Here is a 20,361-nt window from a genome sequence, read left to right as displayed (position 1 = left end):
CCAGACGTAATGCCACGCAAATAACGGGCGTACCCTGGTGTCCGCCGAAGAATCGAAGTCATAGGGAGCACGTCGTGTCCGCAGTCGCACCCGACGGACGCAAGATGCTGCGCCTGGAGGTCCGGAACAGCCAGACCCCCATCGAGCGCAAGCCCGAGTGGATCAAGACCCGGGCGAAGATGGGCCCCGAGTACACCAAGATGCAGAGCCTGGTGAAGAGCGAGGGGCTGCACACGGTCTGCCAGGAGGCGGGCTGTCCCAACATCTTCGAGTGCTGGGAGGACCGCGAGGCGACCTTCCTCATCGGCGGCGACCAGTGCACCCGGCGCTGCGACTTCTGCCAGATCGACACGGGCAAGCCCGAGGCGCTGGACCGCGACGAGCCCCGCCGCGTGGGCGAGTCCGTGGTCACCATGGACCTGAACTACGCCACGATCACCGGTGTCGCCCGCGACGACCTGGCGGACGGCGGCGCCTGGCTGTACGCGGAGACCGTGCGCCAGATCCACGCGCAGACGGCGGACCGCGCCGACGGCCGCACCAAGGTCGAGCTGCTCGCCCCCGACTTCAACGCGGTGCCGGAGCAGCTGGCCGAGGTCTTCTCGTCCCGCCCCGAGGTCTTCGCGCACAACGTCGAGACGGTGCCCCGGATCTTCAAGCGGATCCGCCCCGGCTTCCGTTACGAGCGCTCGCTCGACGTCATCACCAAGGCCCGCGACTACGGCCTGGTGACCAAGTCGAACCTGATCCTCGGCATGGGCGAGACCCGCGAGGAGGTCAGCGAGGCGCTCCAGCACCTGCACGACGCTGGCTGCGAGCTGATCACCATCACGCAGTACCTGCGGCCGTCGGTGCGCCACCACCCCGTGGAGCGCTGGGTGAAGCCGCAGGAGTTCGTGGAGCTCAAGGAGGAGGCCGACGAGATCGGCTTCTCCGGTGTGATGTCGGGCCCGCTGGTCCGCTCCTCGTACCGCGCGGGCCGGCTCTTCCAGCAGGCGATGGAGCGACGGGGCGCGGCGGTTTCGGCGTCGGCCTCCACGGAGGACACCGCAGTCGGCGTGTGAATTCGCGCACAAAGACTTACCAACCGGTAATGGCTGAATCGACGCGGCCCGTACATCCCCCGCAGGTAGAGGGTGTGTACGGGCCGCGTCAGCGTTTCACCGGGGCGCGTCAAGGTTTCATTGGTGTTTGACCGTTCGGACACGCCCTGGTAACACCTGTCAGTGACGCTGGATTCACGCACCGCGCACGCCCCCGGACGTGAGCCCGCGCGCACGCCCCGTTCGTTCCGTATCCGGTTCCCGTCCTGGGGAGGACCTCACGATGCAGTCCGCGACGACCGTACGCGCCACCGCGCTCCCGTCCGTCACCGACGCACTGCGCGCCATGGAGTCCTTCCTCATGGGCGCGGGCCAGCGCACCGCCCGCCGCAACGCCTGGACCGCGGTCCTGGAGGACCGCCGCCGGGCCAAGGACCGGACCGAGGCGCAGCACGTACTGGAGGCCGTGGCTAGCCGTCGGTCCTAGGCCACGTAAACTTCAGTTCATGGCGAGGAAGGAAAACGCAGACACTACTGCGAACCCCGGGCGACTGAAGCAGATCGCCCTGACGTACAAGATGACCCGCAAGGCCGACTCGAAGGTCGGTCTCGTCGTCGCGGCAGTGGGAATCGTCACCTTCGGTGTCTTCCTCGCGCTCGGGTTCTGGATCGACCACCCCATCTACCTGGGCATTCTCGGCTTCCTGCTGGCCTTCCTCGCCATGGCGATCGTCTTCGGACGCCGTGCCGAGCGCGCTGCCTTCGGGCAGATGGAAGGACAGCCGGGGGCCGCGGCCGCGGTGCTCCAGAACATCGGCCGCGGCTGGACGACGACCCCGGCGGTGGCGATGAACCGCAGCCAGGACGTCGTGCACCGGGCGGTCGGCAAGGCCGGCATCGTGCTGGTGGCCGAGGGCAACCCGAACCGGGTGAAGTCGCTGCTGGCGGCCGAGAAGAAGAAGATGGCGCGGATCGTGGTGGACGTCCCCGTCCACGACGTGATGGTCGGCGACGGAGAGGGCCAGGTGCCCTTGAAGAAGCTCCGCACCACACTGCTGAAGCTCCCGCGCGTCCTGGCGGGGCCGCAGGTCACCGCGGCCAACGACCGGCTGCGCGCGATGGGCGACCTGATGAGCAACATGCCGCTTCCCAAGGGGCCGATGCCCAAGGGGATGCGGATGCCGCGCGGCGGGAAGGCGCGCTGACGCTCCGCTGGGGCGGACGGGGAAGGGGCGGCCGGGACCGAGTGGTCCGGGCCGCCCCTTTTCCGTGCGTACGGGACTGTCCGTTGCATACCGGACTGTGCGCTCCGCGCTGGGAGTGCGTTCGGCTGCGGGCCGTGCGTGGCTGGTCGCGCAGTTCCCCGCGCCCCTTAGGGGCGCTCCTCAAGGCACGTACGAAGCTAGATCCGGACTTGAATCGCTCGCGCCAAGCGGTCGTGGAGGCCTCGGCCGTCTCGGTCCCAGATCAGGGCCGGGACGGCGAGGCAGAGCAGGACGCTGCGCAGGAGCGAGCGCGGGAAGCTCAGGCGGCCGCCGCCCTCGGCGATCAGGCGCAGGCCCAGGAGGCGCTTGCCGGGGGTGAACCCGACCGTGCCGACGGTCAGGATGCTCATCACCAGGAAGACGACGAGCGCCCAGTTGTTGGTGAGGTGGAGACTGCGGTGCGCGAGCAGCCCGTATGCGATCAGGGCGCTCACCGACCAGTCGACGAAGATGGCGCCGAAGCGCCGACCCAGGGGGGCGATGGCGCCCGGCCCCTCCTCCGGCAGCCCGAGCTGTTCGCCGCGGTAACCGAAGTCGACGCCCATCTCCTCGGCCGCCGCCTTGGGCCCGGAGAGCCATGATCCGATTGCTTGCCTGTTGTCCACGCTTCCACGGTACCGGCCGGTGTGCGAAGCCCTGCCGCCGGGATGGCCAAGAGGGCTGTGTTTATCCCATTTATACGGGTCTTGATGCGCCGCCTACCCGGGCCCCGGTTAACTTGGGCGAAACAAACGGGTCACGCTTGAGAAATCCCGCCTGCCTATGGTCAGGCCCAGCGTGTGCCACCGCACTGGCCGCACAACGAGCTACAACCCCGTCTCCCCCGGACGGGAGTAGGAGGAGTTGGATGTTCCAGAACGCCGACGACGCCAAGAAGTTCATCAAGGACAACGACGTCAAGATGGTCGACGTCCGGTTCTGTGACCTTCCCGGCGTGATGCAGCACTTCACGATTCCGGCGACGGCGTTCGACCCGTCCGAGGAGCTGGCCTTCGACGGCTCGTCGATCCGCGGCTTCCAGGCCATCCACGAGTCCGACATGGCGCTGCGCGCCGACCTGTCGACCGCGCGCCTGGACCCCTTCCGCCGTGACAAGACGCTGAACATCAACTTCTTCATCCACGACCCGATCACGGGTGAGCAGTACAGCCGCGACCCGCGCAACATCGCCAAGAAGGCCGAGGCCTACCTCGCGTCGACCGGCATCGCGGACACGGCGTACTTCGGCCCCGAGGCCGAGTTCTACGTCTTCGACAGCGTGCGCTTCGCCACCACCGCGAACGAGGGCTTCTACCACATCGACTCCGAGGCGGGCGCCTGGAACACCGGTGCGGTCGAGGACAACCGCGGCTACAAGGTCCGCTACAAGGGCGGCTACTTCCCGGCCCCGCCGGTCGACCACTTCGCCGACCTGCGTGCCGAGATCTCCCTGGAGCTGGAGAAGTCCGGCCTCCAGGTCGAGCGCCAGCACCACGAGGTGGGCACGGCCGGCCAGGCGGAGATCAACTACAAGTTCAACACGCTGCTGGCCGCGGCCGACGACCTGATGCTCTTCAAGTACATCGTGAAGAACGTCGCGTGGCGCAACGGCAAGACCGCGACCTTCATGCCGAAGCCGATCTTCGGCGACAACGGCTCGGGCATGCACGTCCACCAGTCCCTGTGGACCGGCGGCGAGCCGCTCTTCTACGACGAGCAGGGCTACGCGGGCCTGTCGGACACCGCCCGCTACTACATCGGCGGCATCCTCAAGCACGCCCCCTCGCTGCTCGCCTTCACCAACCCGACGGTGAACTCCTACCACCGCCTGGTCCCCGGCTTCGAGGCCCCGGTCAACCTGGTCTACTCGCAGCGCAACCGCTCGGCCGCGATGCGCATCCCGATCACGGGCTCGAACCCGAAGGCGAAGCGCGTCGAGTTCCGCGCCCCGGACCCGTCCTCGAACCCGTACCTCGCCTTCTCGGCGCTCCTCCTCGCGGGCCTCGACGGCATCAAGAACAAGATCGAGCCGGCCGAGCCGATCGACAAGGACCTCTACGAGCTCGCCCCCGAGGAGCACGCGGGCGTCCCCCAGGTCCCGACCTCCCTCCCGGCGGTACTGGAGGCCCTGGAGGCCGACAACGAGTACCTCCAGGCGGGCGGCGTCTTCACGTCCGACCTGATCGAGACGTGGATCGACTACAAGCGCACCTCGGAAATCGCCCCGATCCAGCTGCGCCCGCACCCGCATGAGTTCGAGCTTTACTTCGACATCTAGGCCGGACCGGATGTCGCGCGCCTGAGCGCGTCTGAGTACGCAAGAGGCCCTGCCGCTCCCTCCCGGGGGAGCGGCAGGGCCTCTTGCGTGTCGGCAATCGGGGGCGGTGTGGGCGTGAACTCGACCTTCCCTGGCTCTTCTTGGCAAGATCGGGCCGCTGCCGATCAAGTGACGACCTGGTCGGATCCGATCACGTCCGAGAGGAACCCCTTTGCGCCCCCGCCCCGCCCTCCGCACCGCCGCCCTGGCCGCCGCCCTGTTCGCGTCAACCCTCACCGCCCAGGCCACCACCGCCTCGGCGGACGTCGCCGCCTCGGCCCCCGTCACCACGCAGGCCGTCTTCAACAACCCCGTCGGGACCGTCGCCGAGCAGCAGGCCGTGGTGGCGCGGCAGGTGGAGCTCATAGCGGGGGCGCCCGCCGGGGCGCGGATACGGCTGGCCATGTTCTACGCCGACGATCCGGCCCTGCCCGACGCGCTGATCGCCGCCCATCAGCGGGGCGTCGACGTGCAGGCGATCTTCGACGAGAAGGCCGTGGGCATGGCCCCGTACAAGAGTCTGCTGGCCGAGCTCGGTGGGGATACGGGCAAGTCGTCTTGGGTGATGAGCTGCGGGGCCGGGCGCGGGTGCGTCGGTACGCGGGCGCTCGGGACCGTCAACGCCATCAACCACAACAAGTTCCTGCTGCTCTCGCAGACCGGCTCCACCCCGAACGTCGTCGTCCAGTCCTCCGCCAACCTGCACGTCGGACGGGACGGGACCAAGGGGTGGAACAACGCCCTTGTGTTGGTGGGGAATGAGGGGATTTACGCCGCCTACAACGGGTACTTCGACGATCTGCGCGCCCGGCGCGCCAACAACGACTACTACTCCACCGGGCGGCCCCCCGTCGCCTCCGGCAACGCCAAGGCGCACTTCTATCCGCGCGCCGAGAGCAACGGGGCGCCCTACAACGACCCGTCCGAGGACACCGTCGCCACGGTGCTCGACAACGTGAAGTGCTTCGGCAACTCCAAGTACGGCACGACCGACAACCACCGCACCCGCATCCGGGTCAGCATGACCATCTTCAGTCGGCCCTACCTCGCCGACCGGCTCGCCGAGCTCGACGCGCAGGGGTGCTACGTCGAGGTCTCCGAGACGTACAACCCGGACAGCGCGCTGGAGAAGCAGTCGCTTGAGACGCTGCTGAAGAAGACCTCCAGTGTGTACGGCGGGGTCATCACCAAGTACTACTGCCAGGCCGACTCCACCTGGATCCACGACAAGTACCTGCTGGTGGAGGGGAATTACTACAACACCCCGGACCGCAAGGTCCTGTGGACCGGCAGCCACAACTGGAGCGGGAACTCGCTGCGGCAGAGCGACGAGACCATGCTCCAGCTGGAGGACAGCACCGTGTTCGACTCGTACGTGGCCAACTTCAACCAGCTGCGCGCCGCGACCACGCACCAGCCCGCCAACGGCGCCGCCGCCACCTGCTGAAGAGCTGAAGAGAAGCCTGGTGAAGTGCCGCGCCCCCGGTCCGTGAAGGGGCGCGGCACTCGCTCGTCAGCGGCCGGAGCGGATCAGCGCCCGGACCATCCGGCACGTCGTGTCGGACGGCGGGTGCACTCCGATCAGCTCCGCCGTGCTCCGTATCTTGCGGTTGGGCGCGTGCTCCGGCTGGTACACACCCGTGTCGAGCAGCGCGATGGCCAGGCGCATCGCTTTGAGGCGCCTGTTGTGCGTCTCGTACCACACCCGCGGACGCCCGGCGGGCAGCGGCACCTTTTTCAGGGACATCAGGGATATCAGGGACAGCTGTTGCGGGGCGCGCGAAGTCAGTACGGCAGCGGCCATGGGCATCCTCCTGGGCAGTCGGGAACCCTCTCGAACTGCCTCAATTTTACTGCCCACCACTGACAATCGCCGTTGACCGAGGGGTCTTTGAGCTGGTCACGGGCGTATCGGCGGTACCTTGGGCCCCATGGAGATCTGGATCAACCCCGCCTGTTCCAAGTGCCGCAGCGCCATCCAGCTGCTCGACGCGGAAGGCGCCTCGTACACCGTCCGCCGCTACCTGGAGGACGTGCCGTCCGAGGACGAGATCCGGGCCGTACTCGAACGGCTCGGCCTCGAACCGTGGGACATCACGCGCACCCAGGAAGCCGACGCGAAGGAGCTCGGGCTCAAGGAGTGGCCGCGCGAGGCCGCCTCGCGCGACCGCTGGACCGCGGCGCTCGCCGCGCACCCCAAGCTGATCCAGCGGCCCATCATCACGGCGGAGGACGGTACGGCCGTGGTGGGCCGCACCGAGGAGGCGGTACGGGACGCGCTCTCCCGGTGAGGCCCCTGCGCCTGGCCTAGCGCACCCGCTCGTCCGTCCCCGCCACCTTCCGCGCGGTGACGTTCAGGCGGTTCCACGTGTTGATCGTGAAGATCAGCGCGAGCAGCCCGCCGAGCTCCTGCTCGCTGAACTCCTCGGCCGCCTCCTCGAACACCTCGTCGCTCACCTCGCCGTCCGCGATCAGCGTGACCGACTCGGTGAGGGCGAGCGCCGCGCGCTCCTGCGGCGTGAAGAAGTGCGGGGCCTCGCGCCACACGCCCACCATGTGCAGGCGCTCCGGGTTCTCGCCCGCCTTGTGCGCGTCGCTGACGTGCATGTGGAGGCAGTACGCGCAGTTGTTGATCTGCGAGGCCCGTATCTGCACCAGCTCCACCAGGGCGGGGTCGAGGTGCTCGGTCGCCGCGATGTTGAGGGCGATGATCGCCTTGAACGCCTTCGGGTTCGCCTTGGCGAAGTCGATCCGTACGGGGTTCTGGGCGGCGGCCCGGGCGATGGTCTCGGTGATGTCGGCGGTGTCGGTGGTCCTCGGGGCGATCTGCGTCGTCGTCATGATCATTAATCTACGGGGGCGGGCGACCGGTCCACAGGTGCATTTCCGTGGCGAAAAGGTGGGTCAATTTTGCTTGGCCCGCGAGGCCGCCTCCGAGCCCGGCCCGCCTCTCCCGTTGTCATACTTTCGGGCGAAATATTTCGTACTTAACGGGGACGATCACCCCCGAAACCCTCGCCTACCTTGGAGGCTTCCCCACCCGCACCCCGCAGGGAGTCCCCATGCAGCAGAACTGGCTGTTCGGCGGCGTGTACGGGACGGTCCTGAGCAGCGCGCTGCTCGCGGCGCTGCACAGCGAGGGCACACCGTTCACCCCGTACTACAACGCCGCCTGGATCCTGGTGACCGCCGGCACCGCCGCGCTCGCCCACGCCTACGCGCACCACATGTCGTCCCACCGGCAGAACGGCGGCACCCAGCGCTGGCGACGGCTCGGTGTGACGCTCGCCGACGAGTGGCCGGTGATCATCGCCTGTATGCCGACCGTGCTGCTGCTCGTCGTCTCCGGGCTCGCGGGCTGGGCGGAGAAGGACGTCACCAGCGCGGGGCTGATGCTCAACACGGCGCTGCTGTTCGGCTGGGGCACGTTCGCCGCGCTGCGGGAGGGCTATCGGCGCCGGTCCGCCGCGCTCATCGGGGGCGCGGACGCGGCGATCGGGCTGCTCATCGCGGGGGCGAACGCCGTCATCAAATAACCCGGCCGGTCGCCGCCCCCTTCGCGTTCGTCTGCGGACCGTGGGTGGCTGGTCGCGCAGTTCCCCGCGCCCCTAAAAGTGCCGCTCCGCGGCAATCCCCTGGGCGCCCCGAAGGGGCGCATCTCAGGGGCACGGGGAACTGCGCGAGCAACCCACCACTCACCCGCAGACAAAACCCGGGCCAAAAACGCAAATCGTCGGTTACGAACGAAACCTGAGTAACACCGGGTTCACAAACGGGCAACGGACGGGAAATCCCGGGGTGTGAGGCTGCCCGCAACAGCCGCGGTGCCCCGCACGGCGCCCCACCGGCTCCCGCACCACCAGCAGCTCCCGCAAAGGATGGCTTCCGTGACGTTCAAGGCTGAGTACATCTGGATCGACGGCACCGAGCCGACCGCCAAGCTCCGCTCGAAGACCAAGATCATCGCGGGCACGCCGGACGGGACCGAGCTGCCGGTGTGGGGTTTCGACGGCTCCTCCACCAACCAGGCCGAGGGCCATGCCTCCGACCGCGTGCTGAAGCCGGTCTTCTCGTGTCCGGACCCGATCCGCGGCGGCGACAACGTCCTCGTCCTGTGCGAGGTCTTCGACATCGACGGCACCCCGCACGAGTCCAACACGCGCGCGCTGCTGCGCCCCCTCGCCGAGCGGTTCGCCGCGCAGGAGCCGATCTTCGGCATCGAGCAGGAGTACACGTTCTTCGACGGCGCCCGTCCGCTGGGCTTCCCGGTCGGCGGCTTCCCGGCCGCGCAGGGCGGCTACTACTGCGGTGTCGGCGCCGACGAGATCTTCGGCCGCGAGATCGTCGAGAAGCACCTCGACCACTGCCTCGCCGCGGGCCTGAGCATCTCCGGCATCAACGCCGAGGTCATGCCCGGCCAGTGGGAGTTCCAGGTCGGCCCGGTCGGCCCCCTGGAGGTCTCCGACCAGCTGTGGGTCGCGCGCTGGCTGCTCTACCGCACCGCCGAGGAGTTCAACGTCTCCGCCACCCTCGACCCCAAGCCGGTCAAGGGCGACTGGAACGGCGCGGGCGCGCACACCAACTTCTCCACCAAGGCCATGCGCGAGGGCTACGACGCGATCATCACCGCGTGCGAGTCGCTCGGCGAGGGCTCCAAGCCGATGGACCACGTCAAGAACTACGGCGCGGGCATCGACGACCGCCTCACCGGCCTGCACGAGACCGCCCCGTGGAACGAGTACTCGTACGGCGTCTCCAACCGCGGCGCCTCCGTCCGCATCCCGTGGCAGGTCGAGGTGGACAAGAAGGGCTACATCGAGGACCGCCGCCCGAACGCCAACGTCGACCCGTACGTCGTGACCCGGCTGATCGTCGAGACCTGCTGCACCGGCCTGGAGAAGGCCGGCCAGGTCTGAGCCGGAACCGGCCCGCAGGAACCGTCCCGGAGGGCGCCCACCGCACACGCGGTGGGCGCCCTCCGGGCGTTGCGGGACGGTGAGTTCCGGTCACCGAGTGCCAAGGTTCCGTATCAGACTGTGGGAGGGCGCTGCTCAGTGCCGGGAGGATCTGGTTGAATGGGCCCATGGCCAGCTACCCGAACCCCGCGACAGGTCGCAGCGACCTAGAGCCGTTCTGGCCGTCTCGTCAGGACCACGACTTCGACCGGGTGTGTTGCCGCGCGATGAACGCGCCGGCCCTCTAAAGCCTCCCCTCATCGAAGGCCTTCGGCCCGCGCGCAACGACGTACGTCCCCTGCCGACGACTCCGCGCGAAAGAGCTGACCTCTCATGGCGAACGCCCGTACCTTCTCCGCCTCCGCTGCGACCGCTGCCCGCCCCGGTCCCGTACCCCTGGGACGCCATCGACTCCGTGCCGTCGACCGCGACGAGGTGGCCGCCACCGGCACGGTCGTCGACTTCCTTCCGCCGGGCGCCACTTGGCTGCCCGCGCCCCAGCACACCCTGCCCGCGCTGCCCGGCCACCCGCCGATGGTCGGCTACCTGGTGCTCGTCCCGGCCGACCAGCAGCCGCTGCTCGCCGCCGCGCCCGACCCGGTGGCCGAGGAGCCCGACGCGGACGCGGCGGCCGGCGACGCGCTCGTGCGCATCGACGCGGTCCGCCGGACCGCCGAGGTCGACGGGCGCGTGCTCGACCTCACGTACCTCGAATTCGAGCTGCTCGCCCATCTGGTGGCGCACCCCCAGCGGGTGCACACCCGCGACCAGTTGGTGACCACGGTGTGGGGGTACGGCCACGTCGGCGACGGCCGGACCGTGGACGTCCACGTCGCCCGGCTGCGCCGCAAGCTCGGCACCCAGCACCGCTACGCGATCCAGACGGTGCGGCGGGTCGGGTACAAGTACGCGCCCTGATCCGCCCGTACGCGCTCACCGGGCCGCCCCCGGCACGGACCGCCGTGCCGGGGGCGCCCCCTTTTCCGGCAAACTGGGAGGTCAGGGGTGGTGGTAGGTACACCCCGGCCGGGGGGACCGGCCCCGTGACCGCGCCCGTGCGGCGCGGCGAGAATGGGATCCGCAAGTACGCGGGGGCCCGTGAAGGGGGACGAGGACGATGGTGACGCGCACAAGGGCGGGGCTGCTCGCCGGTGGCCGGGGGTTCGGCCTCTCGACGAGCGCCATGGCCGTCGGGATCCTCCTGTTCACCCTGACCACCGTGTCGATCGCCCTGATCCCCGTCGGCGTGGGCGTGTTCACCACCCCGGTCGTGCTCGACGCGGTACGGGTGTACGCCAACCGGCGCCGCTCCCTGGCCCGGGAGTGGCTGGGGATGGAGATCGCCGTGCCGTACCGGCCGCTCCCCCGCGAGCGGGCCGGGGTGCTCGGCGCGGTGGAGCGGTGCGGGTCGCTCCTGAAGGACCCGGCGACCTGGCGCGACCTGGAGTGGCTGCTCGTCGACATGACGGCGGGCGCCGTCATCGCCCTCCTGGCACCCGCGCTGCTCCTCTACAGCGTGTGGGGCGTGGTGCTCGCGGCGGGCGTCTGGAAGCCGATCGACGACGCGGGCGGCGGCCTGTGGTTCACCTTCGTCCACATCACCTCGCAGCCGACGGCCAACCTGGCGGCCGTCCTCGGATTCGCGTACGCCGTCCTCGGCCTGTTCGTGAACCCGGCGCTGATCAGGGCCAACTTCACGATCGCCAGGTCGCTGCTCTCCCCCACCCGGGAGCAGGCGCTCGCCCTGCGGGTGGAGCGCCTCACCGAGACCCGGCACGACGCCGTGGACACCTCGGCCGCCGAACTGCGCCGCATCGAGCGCGACCTGCACGACGGGGCGCAGGCCCGGCTGGTCGCCGTGGGCATGAGCCTGGGCACCGTGGAGGCGCTGATCGAGAAGGACCCCGCGCAGGCCAAGGCGCTGCTCGCCAAGGCGCGCGAGTCGTCCGCCGAGGCGCTCACCGAACTGCGCGACCTGGTCCGGGGCATCCACCCGCCGGTCCTCGCCGAGCGGGGCCTCGGGGACGCGGTGCGCGCCCTGGCGCTGCGCCTGCCGGTGCCGGTCGAGGTCGACGTGGAGCTGCCGGCCGGGCGCGCGGACGCACCGGTCGAGTCGGCCGCGTACTTCGCGGTCAGCGAAGTCCTCACCAACGCCGTCAAGCACGCGCGGGCCGACCGGATCTGGGTCGACCTCTCGTACGGGAGCGGGGCGCTGCGGATCTCGGTCACCGACGACGGGCGCGGCGGGGCCCGGGTGGGCGGCGGCTCGGGGCTGAGCGGTCTGGAGCGGCGACTGGGTACATTCGACGGCGTCCTGGCCGTCAGTAGTCCCGTGGGCGGCCCCACCATGGTGACCATGGAGATTCCTTGCGCGTTGTCCTAGCCGAAGACCTCTTCCTGCTCCGCGACGGGCTCGTACGGCTGCTTGAGGCGTTCGACTTCGAGATCCTCGCGGCGGTCGAGAGCGGGCCCGAACTGACCAAGGCGCTGGCCGAGTTGGACCCCGAGGTGGCGATCGTCGACGTACGGCTGCCGCCCACCCACACCGACGAGGGCCTGCAGTGCGCGCTGGCCGCCCGGCGGGCCCGGCCGGGGCTGCCGGTCCTGGTCCTGTCGCAGCACGTGGAGCAGCTGTACGCGCGCGAGCTGCTCGCCGACGGGAACGGCGGGGTCGGCTACCTCCTCAAGGACCGGGTCTTCGACGCGGAGCAGTTCGTGGACGCGGTGCGGCGGGTGGCGGGCGGCGGCACGGCGATGGATCCTCAGGTGATCTCGCAGCTCCTCTCCCGCAAGGTGCGGGACTCGCCGGTGGCCGGGCTCACTCCGCGCGAGCTGGAGGTGATGGAGCTGATGGCCCAGGGGCGGTCCAATGCGGCGATCGCGCAGCAGCTCACCGTCACCGAGCGGGCCATCGCCAAGCACACGTCCAACATCTTCGCGAAGCTCGGCCTGCCCGTCTCCGATGATGACAATCGGCGGGTGCTGGCTGTGCTTGCTTACCTTGAGCGCGGGTGAGCTGTTCTCTGGTCGGGCGTTCGGCTGCGGACCGTAGGGGCTGGGCGCGCCCACGCGGCGGAGCCGCACATGTCACAGCCCCGCGCCCCTAGCGGGTTGGCGTGGGCCGGGACCGCGATGGACCGTCCTGGACGCCCCCAGCCGCAGTCTCGCGCGTGGGTGGCGCGGCACGCGGCCCCCGGCGGGTTAGCCTGGCCGCAATGAACCGTATGACCACGCCCTGGGGCGAGTACGACCTGACCCGTTTTCCCGAGGACCCGCGCGACCAGCTGCGGGCCTGGGACGCCGCCGACGAGTATCTGCTGCGGCACCTGGAGGACACGGACCTCTCCGGGTCCGTGGTGGCCCTCGGCGACCGGTGGGGCGCCCTGACGACCGCGCTGGCGGCCCGGGGGGCGGGCTCGCTCACGCAGATCAGCGAGTCCTTCCTGGGCCAGGAGGCGACCCGGGCGAACCTGGCGCGGGCGGGGGTGGCGGAGGACTCCGTCACGCTGCTCTCCACCCACGACGAGCCGCCGGCCCGGGTGGACGTGCTGCTGGTGCGCGTGCCGAAGAGCCTGGCCCTCCTGGAGGACCAGCTGCACCGGCTCGCGCCGGGCGTGCACGCGGGCACCGTGGTCGTCGGCACCGGCATGGTGAAGGACATCCACACCTCCACGCTGAACCTCTTCGAGCGGCTGCTCGGCCCGACGAGGACCTCGCTGGCCGAGAAGAAGGCCCGGCTGATCTTCTGCGAGCCGGACCCGGAGCTCGCCCGGCCGGTGAACCCGTGGCCGCTGACGTACTCCCTGGAGATGGGCATCGGCCCGGCCTCCGGGCTCGCCGTCACCAACTACGCGGGCGTGTTCTGCGCCGACCGCCTCGACATCGGCACCCGCTTCCTGCTCCAGCACATGCCCGCCCGCTCCGGCCCGGACCGGGTCGTCGACCTCGGCTGCGGCAACGGCATCGTGGGTACGGCGGCGGCGCTGGCCAACCCCGAGGCGACGGTGGTGTTCACGGACGAGTCGCACCAGGCGATCGCCTCGGCGCGGGCGACGTTCCGGCTGTGCGCGGGCGCGGCCCGGGAGGCCGACGCCGAGTTCCGGCTCGGCGACGGGCTGAGCGGGTTCCCGCCGGGCTCGGCCGACCTGGTGCTCAACAACCCGCCGTTCCACACCCATCAGGCGACCACGGACCGCACCTCCACGCGGATGTTCACGGACGCGCGCGAAGCGCTGCGCCCGGGCGGCGAGTTGTGGGTCGTGGGCAACCGCCACCTGGGCTACCACCTCAAGCTGGAGCGGCTCTTCGGCAACAGCGAACTCGTCGCCAGCGACCCGAAGTTCGTGGTGCTGCGCGCGGTCAAGCGCTGAACGTCCGACCCGGCCGACCGGTGTTCCTGGAGATACCTACGAAATAGCCGGGGCGTTGAACGCCCCACGTGCCCCATGCGTATGGAACGACGCGCTGCTTCAAGCGAAGGAGTTCCATGGGACGCTCAATACGAAAACGGCCGACCTTCCCCCGGCGGATGACGATGGCCGCCGCGGCACTCTTCATCGGTGGGGGCGGCCTTGTCGCGGTGAATGTGTACGCCTCGGCGAGTGACGACCCGGGGAAGGCCCAGGTGCGGGCCGCCCCGGTGCGGAATTTGTCGACGATCGACTGCCCGGACGTGTCCAACAACCTGCCGGACGTGCCGGATGCGGCCCGCCCCGAGGTGGATCGCGAACTGGCCGCCATTGATACGCAGATCACCGACGCATACGAGAAGTTCGCCTCGAACAAGGACCGCGTCGACCGGGATCCCGGGTACGCCCAGCAGGTCGTACTGGATCCGCTGAAGGACAAGCGGACGGCGTCGCTGGACCGGATCACCGGCGCCGTGGGCCGCGGCGGCGGACAGCAGCCGCAGGGAATGCAGGGGCTCGCCCCCTGCACCCTGCGCGCCGACGACAACGGCACAGGCGGCCAGGGAGCCGCCCAGGCGGCCGGACAGGCCCAGGGCCAAAACCAGGGTCAGGGCCAATGGCAGAACCAGAGCGGCCAGGGCCAGGGACAGCAAGGCCAGGGCCAAGGTCAGGGCCAGGGCGCCGGTGGTCAGGCGCAGGGCGTCGGGAACGGGCCCGCGAAGAGCGACTTCGTCGACATCCGTTCCGTACGGCCGAACGTACGGGCCCCCCAAATCCAGCGCAACGGCTCGACCGGTCTCTTCACCAGTAGTTGCGGCGTCAACCAGAACGCCAAACGGAATCCGGACAACGTCATCGTCGCGCCCGGTGTGAGCAATGGCGCCCACCATATGCACGACTATGTCGGAAACCAGGCGAACGACGCCTTCGCCAGCGACGCCGATCTGGCCAACGGCGGTACGAGCTGCCGCAATCAGGGCGACAAGTCCACGTATTACTGGCCCGTGATCCGCCTTCAGAACGGCCAGAACGAGAACGACGCCAATGCGGACGGCGGCGGCAAGGACAAGAACGTCGGAAAGATCCAGACGCCCGTCCAGGTCACGATCAAGTTCGCCGGGAATCCCGTCAGCAAGGTCACCGCGATGCCGCGCTTTCTGCGGATCATCACCGGCGACGCCAAGGCCTTCACCAACGGGAACGCGAATGCCAACGCGTCCTGGAGCTGCACCGGATTCGAGAACCGCCAGCTCAAGGACAAATACCCGATCTGCCCCCAGGGCAGCAAAGTCGTCCGCACCTTCAATTTCCAGAGCTGCTGGGACGGAAAGAACACGGACAGCGCGAACCACCGGACGCACGTCGCCTTCGCGGGCAGGAACGGTGCGTGCCCGCGCGGCTTCAAGGCGATCCCGCAGCTCCAGCAGCGGATCGTGTACGCCGTGCCGCCGGGCCCCGGGTTCGCCGTCGACTCGTTCCCCGAGCAGCTCCACAAGCCCGTCACCGATCACGGTGACTTCATCAACGTCTTCAGCGATCAGCTGATGAGGAAGGCGGTGACCTGCATCAACACGGGGCGCAGCTGCGCCTGACCGACAGGGCGCGCACGCGCCTGGAAACCCGCTCCCCCTGATTGGCTCCCCCGGGTCACCCCACCCGGGGGAGCATCCCCTGCGCGGTCAGCTCATGTGGTGGTGTCCGGAATGGTTGGTCCCGGTCTCGACACTGCCACCGAGCCGGCCGCGCAGCGCGTTGACCACGTTCTCGTCGCCGACGGCGACCCACTTGCGGCCCACCAGATAGGCGCCGCCGTAGTCCTTGGCGCCGTTGATCCACTCCCGCTGGCCGCGGTCCGTGGCGAAGGTCGCCAGGACGTAGCGGCCGTCCGCAGTGTCGCAGTTGGCCTGTCGCAGCTCGGCCGCGTTCGTGGAGATCTTCGGCTTGCAGGCGGCCTGGGCCGCGATCTGTTCGAGGGTTCCGCCGGCCGTCTTCGGCGCGTCGTGGCCGTGCCCGCCGCAGCCCGCGGCTAGGGTCACGACCGCGGTCACCAGGGCCGCTCGTACAAGAGTGCGCATGCCTCCATCGTGCCCTCAACCACCCTCTCCCCGTGGGCATTTGGCCATTTCAGTGGCCCCATTGCCCGGCACCCGCGCCGCCGTTAACGTGCGCTCCGCACGCGCCTGTTGTCACCCCAACAACACGAGGAGCGCCGAGCCCATGACCGAGCTGTCGAGTCCCCCGACCCCCTCCAGACGTACGGTGCTGAGCACCGCGGGAGCCATCGGCGCCGGGGTCGCGGTCGGGGCGGCAACCCCGGCGCTCGCGGCCCCGGCATCCTCCGCAGTTGCACAGCCGCTTGACATCGGACCCGCCCGTGCCGCCCTCGTCCGGCTCCTGCCCGACCACGCCGCCCGGATCCGCCTCACATCCCTGCCCGCGGGCGGCCCCGACCGCTTCCGGGTCACCGGCTCGGGCGGGCGCATCGAGATCGCCGCCACCGGCCCGGCGACCGCCCTGACCGGTCTGCACTGGTATCTGAAGTACACCTGCAAGGCCCATCTGACCTGGGCGGGCAGCCGGCTGGACCTGCCGCGCCGGCTGCCCGCGCCCGACCGGCCGGTGGAGCGCGCCGCGACCGTCCCGCACCGGTTCGTCTTCAACGACACCCACGACGGCTACACCGGCCCGTACGCCGACTGGCCGCGCTGGGAGCGGCTGATCGACGTCCTGGCGCTGCACGGCTACAACGAGGTGCTGGTGACGCCCGGTCAGGAAGCCGTCTACCACCGCCTGTTGCTGGATTTCGGGTACTCCGACGAGGAGGCCCGGGCCTGGCTGCCCGCACCCTCGCACCAGCCGTGGTGGCTGCTCCAGAACATGAGCGGGTACGGCGGCCCCCTCTCCCCCGCGCTGATCGAGCGGCGCGCGGAGCTGGGCGCGCGGATCACCGCCCGGCTGCGCGAGCTGGGGATGCGGCCGGTGCTCCCGGGCTACTTCGGGACCGTCCCGGACGGGTTCCCCCAGCGCAATCCGGGCGCCCGGGTCGTTGCGCAGGGCGGCTGGAACGGGCTGCGGCGACCCGACTGGCTCGACCCGCGCACCGAGGTGTTCCCGCAGGTCGCGGCGGCTTTCTACCGCCACCAGGAGGAGCTGTTCGGCGACGCGCGGCACTTCAAGATGGACCTGCTGCACGAGGGCGGCACCCCGGGCGGCGTGCCGGTGGCCGACGCCGCACGGGCCGTCGAGAAGGCCCTGCACACCGCCCGGCCCGGGGCCACCTGGGTGATACTCGGCTGGCAGGCCAACCCCCGCCCGGACGTCCTGGACGCCGTCGACAAGTCGCGGATCCTGATCGTGGACGGCCTCTCCGACCTCGCCACGGTCACCGACCGCGAGAAGGACTGGGGCGGCACGCCGTACGCGTTCGGCACCATCCCCAACTTCGGCGGCCGCACCACCCTCGGCGCCAACACCCACCGCTGGACGGGGAAGTTCGCCCAGTGGCGGGACAAGCCCGGCAGCACCCTGGTCGGCACCGCCTACATGCCGGAGTCCGCCGAGCGCGACCCCGCCGCCTTCGAACTGTTCAGCGAGCTCGCCTGGCGGGACGGGCCGGTGGAGCGGGAGGACTGGTTCCGTACGTACGCGGACGTGCGCTACGGGCGCGAGGACGGCCACGCGCGCGAGGCGTTCGCCGCGCTCGCCGCCACCGCGTACCGGCTGACCACCGCCGACGGGCGCCCCGTCGACTCGCTCTTCACCCGGCGACCCTCCATCACCGCCTCCGTCACCACCGCGTTCGAGTCGGCCCGCTTCGACCGCGCCTTCGCCGAGCTGCTCGCCGTACGGCCCTCGCTGCGCGGCTCGGACGCCTACGCGTACGACCTCACCGATGTCGCCCGGCAGGCGCTCGCCGACCGCTCGCGGCTGCTGCTGCCGCAGCTGCGGACCGCGTACCAGGGCAAGGACCGGGCGGCGTTCGGGGTGCTGAGCGCGCTGTGGCTGAGGCTGATGCGGCTGGCCGACGAGATGTCCGGCTGCCACCGGGCGTTCCTGCTCGGCCCGTGGCTGGAGGACGCCAAGCGGTTCGCGACGAGCGCGGAGGAAGCGGTCCGGCTGGAGTGGACGGCGCGGACGCTGATCACCACCTGGGCGGGCCGCTCGGCGGCCGACAACCTCAGCAACTACGCGGACCGCGACTGGCAGGGTCTGCTGACGGACCTTCACTTCCCGCAGTGGCAGGCCTACTTGGACGAACTGGCCGATGCCCTGGCGGCCGGGCGGGCGCCCAGGGCCTTCGACTGGTACGTGGGCGAGGAGGCGTGGACGCGGCAGTCGGGCACGTATCCGGTACGGGCGACCGGCGACCCGTACCGGACGGCGCGGCGCGTCCACGACGCGCTCGCGCGCGCCCCGTACCAGGGGGCCGTGACCGTCGCCGCCGACCCCGTGAGCTTCACGCCCGGCTCCACCGGCACGGTCACGGCGGTGCTGCGCAACCTCAACGGGCTGCGGGCGACCGGCCGCGTCGACTTCGCGCTCACCGGCCTCGACGCCGAGCCGCAGGGCGCCACCCGGCTGAACCGGGTCCCGGCGGCGGGCGAGGGCTCGGTGCGCTGGCGGGTCACCGCGCCCGCCGAGCCGCTGACCGCGCCGCTGCGGGCCATGCCGTACGAGCTGACCACGCGGTACGGACCGGCCGGCGAGGACCGGGTGGCGGTCGTCCGGCGGTCCGCCGTGTATCTGGCGGCGCCGCTGAGCGCCGGGTGGCGGACGTTCACCAGCAACGACGCGGTGTTCGGTGAGCTGGACGGCAGGTTGGCGGTCAACGGCGGCGGCCTCGACCTGTGGAAGGGCATCGCACAGTTCGGCACGGCGTACCGGGAGGGGGCCCTGCGGGAGGGAACGGTGGTGACGCTTCGGGTCGACTCCCTGGAAAACACGGGGAGTTGGGCGCGCGGCGGGATCGTCGTACGCAATGGCCTGGGGGTGCCGGGGGCGGCGGGCTTCCTGAATCTGGCGGCGACTCCTGGGCAGGGCGTGGTGCTCTCGTACGACGCGGACGGCGACGGGCTGCTCGACACCTACCGCCGGATCACGGGGGTGGCGGCGCCGGTGCTGCTGCGGCTGAGCCGCGGCCCGGCCGGGTCGTTCACCGGCGCCTGCTCGACGGACGCGGGGGCGAGCTGGGGGACGGTGGCGACGGTGACGGTGCCGGGGACGGCCGCGGTGCAGGACGTCGGGCTGTTCATGAGCGCGGCGAACGGGGGGAGTGGGGCACGGGGGACGGCGGAGTTCGGGGGGTGGGTGGTGGTGTAGGGGGCGGGGTTACGTTTCGGGGCGGATGGGGGCACACATGGACGCGTCCGCGTCGTGTTTCTTTGTTTCCTGCCCCAGGAGTGCGTCCGCCCATGACCGCGATCCCCGCCACCAGCGTCGCCAACCTCCGCGATCTCGGCGGTACGCCGCTCGCCGGGGGCCGTACGGTCCGGCCCGGCCTGGTCTTCCGGGCCGGGGCGCTCGACCGGTTCGACCCGGACCGGGACCCGGCGGTGGCCGGGCTCGGGATCCGTACGGTCGTCGACCTCCGTACGGACGCCGAGCGGGCCGAGCGGCCCGACCGGCTGCCGTCCGGGGCGCGGCTCGTGATCGCGGACGTGCTGGCGGACGCGGTGAGCGAGTCCGGGGCGCCGACGGCCGCGCGGCTGCGGCACGTCCTCGCCGACCCCGTCGCGGCCGAGCAGCACCTGGGTGGGGGGCGGGCGCAGGTGGTGTTCGGGGACCTGTACCGGGACCTGGTGTCGTCGCCGTCGGCCCGGGCCGCGTACCGCACGCTGCTGCTCGAACTGGCGGACCCGGACGCGGGGCCGGTGCTCTTCCACTGCACGGCGGGGAAGGACCGTACGGGGTGGGGGGCGACGGTGCTGCTGTCCCTGCTGGGGGCGTCGTCGGAGGTGGTGGAGCGGGAGTATCTGGCGGTGAACGGGGCGGTGCGGCAGGCGTTCGCGCCGCTGATCGAGGGGTTCACGGCGCAGGGGGGTGACCCGGAGGTCGCGCTCGCGGTGATTGGCGTGGTGCCGGAGTATTTGGCGGCGGGGTTGGGGGAGGTTTCGTCCCGTTACGGGTCGATGGAGGTGTATGTGCGGGAGGGGTTGGGGGTGGGGGACGGGGTGGTGCGGCGGCTGCGTACCCGCTTGGCGAGTTCCCCCACCCCGCCCCTTCCCTGAACCCTCCGGGGGCGGGTGGGGGTTGAGGTGGGTTTCCCGGGGGCTACGCCCCCGGCCCCCGGGCGGGGCCTGCGGCCCCTGCACCCCGCGTCCTTTCGCCTGCGAGCCGGTGGGGGCTGGTCGCGCAGTTCCCCGCGCCCCTTGAATGCCGCTGCGCGGCAATCCC

19 protein-coding genes are annotated in these 20,361 nt (G+C 70.6%); 15 read left to right on the top strand and 4 right to left on the bottom strand.

Annotation, left to right across the window (positions count from 1 at the left end; genetic code table 11):
• The first annotated feature begins 74 nt into the window (after positions 1-74).
• The 3 genes from lipA to QIY60_RS20565 all read left to right on the top strand — a co-directional run bounded on the left by lipA (position 75) and on the right by QIY60_RS20565 (position 2,248).
• A complete protein-coding gene (lipA, locus tag QIY60_RS20575; protein ID WP_283143740.1) occupies positions 75-1,064 on the top strand; it encodes a lipoyl synthase in 990 nt (329 codons plus the stop codon).
• Positions 1,065-1,326: 262 nt separating this feature from the next.
• Positions 1,327-1,530, top strand: a complete 204-nt coding sequence (locus QIY60_RS20570) for a hypothetical protein (RefSeq protein ID WP_190088677.1) — start codon at positions 1,327-1,329, stop codon at positions 1,528-1,530.
• 19 nt (positions 1,531-1,549) lie between these two features.
• Entirely contained in the window at positions 1,550-2,248 is a 699-nt protein-coding gene (locus tag QIY60_RS20565; RefSeq protein ID WP_283143739.1) for a DUF4191 domain-containing protein, read from the top strand.
• 197 nt (positions 2,249-2,445) lie between these two features.
• Here the strand turns inward: QIY60_RS20565 and QIY60_RS20560 are convergent, their stop codons facing one another.
• A complete protein-coding gene (locus QIY60_RS20560) occupies positions 2,446-2,913 on the bottom strand; it encodes an RDD family protein (RefSeq protein ID WP_283143738.1) in 468 nt (155 codons plus the stop codon).
• 242 nt (positions 2,914-3,155) lie between these two features.
• On the opposite strand from QIY60_RS20560, the gene glnA reads away from it, so the two are divergent.
• Both glnA and QIY60_RS20550 read left to right on the top strand, forming a co-directional pair.
• On the top strand, positions 3,156-4,565 hold the full coding sequence (glnA, locus tag QIY60_RS20555) for a type I glutamate--ammonia ligase (protein ID WP_283143737.1): 1,410 nt from the start codon (positions 3,156-3,158) through the stop codon (positions 4,563-4,565).
• Positions 4,566-4,776: 211 nt separating this feature from the next.
• Positions 4,777-6,051 (top strand): phospholipase D-like domain-containing protein, encoded by a 1,275-nt coding sequence (locus tag QIY60_RS20550; protein WP_283143736.1) that lies wholly within the window; start codon positions 4,777-4,779, stop codon positions 6,049-6,051.
• Positions 6,052-6,117: 66 nt separating this feature from the next.
• Here QIY60_RS20550 and QIY60_RS20545 read toward each other — a convergent pair whose 3' ends face one another.
• Positions 6,118-6,351 (bottom strand): hypothetical protein, encoded by a 234-nt coding sequence (locus QIY60_RS20545; protein ID WP_283146016.1) that lies wholly within the window; start codon positions 6,349-6,351, stop codon positions 6,118-6,120.
• A gap of 184 nt (positions 6,352-6,535) precedes the next feature.
• Between QIY60_RS20545 and QIY60_RS20540 the strand changes: the two genes are divergently transcribed.
• Entirely contained in the window at positions 6,536-6,895 is a 360-nt protein-coding gene (locus QIY60_RS20540) for an arsenate reductase family protein (RefSeq protein WP_283143735.1), read from the top strand.
• A 16-nt stretch (positions 6,896-6,911) separates the two neighbouring features.
• On the opposite strand, the gene QIY60_RS20535 is transcribed toward QIY60_RS20540, so the two are convergent.
• Positions 6,912-7,451, bottom strand: coding sequence for a carboxymuconolactone decarboxylase family protein (locus tag QIY60_RS20535; protein ID WP_283143734.1), 540 nt, complete (start codon positions 7,449-7,451; stop codon positions 6,912-6,914).
• Between the two features lie 215 nt (positions 7,452-7,666).
• Here QIY60_RS20535 and QIY60_RS20530 point away from each other — a divergent pair, with 215 nt between their 5' ends.
• The 7 genes from QIY60_RS20530 (at position 7,667) to QIY60_RS20500 (ending at position 15,560) form a co-directional block, all read left to right on the top strand.
• Positions 7,667-8,140, top strand: a complete 474-nt coding sequence (locus QIY60_RS20530) for a hypothetical protein (protein WP_283143733.1) — start codon at positions 7,667-7,669, stop codon at positions 8,138-8,140.
• Positions 8,141-8,491: 351 nt separating this feature from the next.
• Positions 8,492-9,520: a glutamine synthetase gene (gene glnII, locus QIY60_RS20525; RefSeq protein ID WP_283143732.1), complete on the top strand. Its 1,029-nt coding sequence runs from the start codon at positions 8,492-8,494 to the stop codon at positions 9,518-9,520.
• Positions 9,521-9,892: 372 nt separating this feature from the next.
• Positions 9,893-10,477 carry a winged helix-turn-helix domain-containing protein gene (locus QIY60_RS20520; protein WP_283143731.1) on the top strand — a complete coding sequence of 195 codons (585 nt, stop codon included), beginning with the start codon at positions 9,893-9,895 and terminating at the stop codon, positions 10,475-10,477.
• Between the two features lie 199 nt (positions 10,478-10,676).
• Positions 10,677-11,942: a sensor histidine kinase gene (locus QIY60_RS20515; RefSeq protein WP_283143730.1), complete on the top strand. Its 1,266-nt coding sequence runs from the start codon at positions 10,677-10,679 to the stop codon at positions 11,940-11,942.
• Positions 11,927-12,574 (top strand): response regulator transcription factor, encoded by a 648-nt coding sequence (locus QIY60_RS20510; RefSeq protein ID WP_283143729.1) that lies wholly within the window; start codon positions 11,927-11,929, stop codon positions 12,572-12,574. Before QIY60_RS20515 ends, QIY60_RS20510 begins: the two co-directional genes overlap by 16 nt.
• Before the next feature lie 209 nt (positions 12,575-12,783).
• On the top strand, positions 12,784-13,929 hold the full coding sequence (locus QIY60_RS20505) for a methyltransferase (RefSeq protein ID WP_283146015.1): 1,146 nt from the start codon (positions 12,784-12,786) through the stop codon (positions 13,927-13,929).
• A 116-nt stretch (positions 13,930-14,045) separates the two neighbouring features.
• Positions 14,046-15,560: a DUF1996 domain-containing protein gene (locus QIY60_RS20500; RefSeq protein WP_283143728.1), complete on the top strand. Its 1,515-nt coding sequence runs from the start codon at positions 14,046-14,048 to the stop codon at positions 15,558-15,560.
• A gap of 87 nt (positions 15,561-15,647) precedes the next feature.
• On the opposite strand, the gene QIY60_RS20495 is transcribed toward QIY60_RS20500, so the two are convergent.
• The gene (locus QIY60_RS20495; protein WP_266978920.1) at positions 15,648-16,043 is read right to left on the bottom strand and encodes a hypothetical protein; all 396 of its coding nucleotides are present in this window, start codon (positions 16,041-16,043) and stop codon (positions 15,648-15,650) included.
• Positions 16,044-16,185: 142 nt separating this feature from the next.
• On the opposite strand from QIY60_RS20495, the gene QIY60_RS20490 reads away from it, so the two are divergent.
• Positions 16,186-19,287, top strand: coding sequence for an alpha-N-acetylglucosaminidase (locus QIY60_RS20490; RefSeq protein WP_283143727.1), 3,102 nt, complete (start codon positions 16,186-16,188; stop codon positions 19,285-19,287).
• Between the two features lie 92 nt (positions 19,288-19,379).
• Positions 19,380-20,195, top strand: coding sequence for a tyrosine-protein phosphatase (locus QIY60_RS20485; RefSeq protein ID WP_283143726.1), 816 nt, complete (start codon positions 19,380-19,382; stop codon positions 20,193-20,195).
• The last annotated feature ends 166 nt before the right edge of the window (positions 20,196-20,361 follow it).

Source organism: Streptomyces sp. BPTC-684 (genome assembly GCF_030028635.1).
GTDB lineage: Bacteria > Actinomycetota > Actinomycetes > Streptomycetales > Streptomycetaceae > Streptomyces > Streptomyces noboritoensis.
This window is presented reverse-complemented; position numbering and strand designations above follow the sequence as displayed.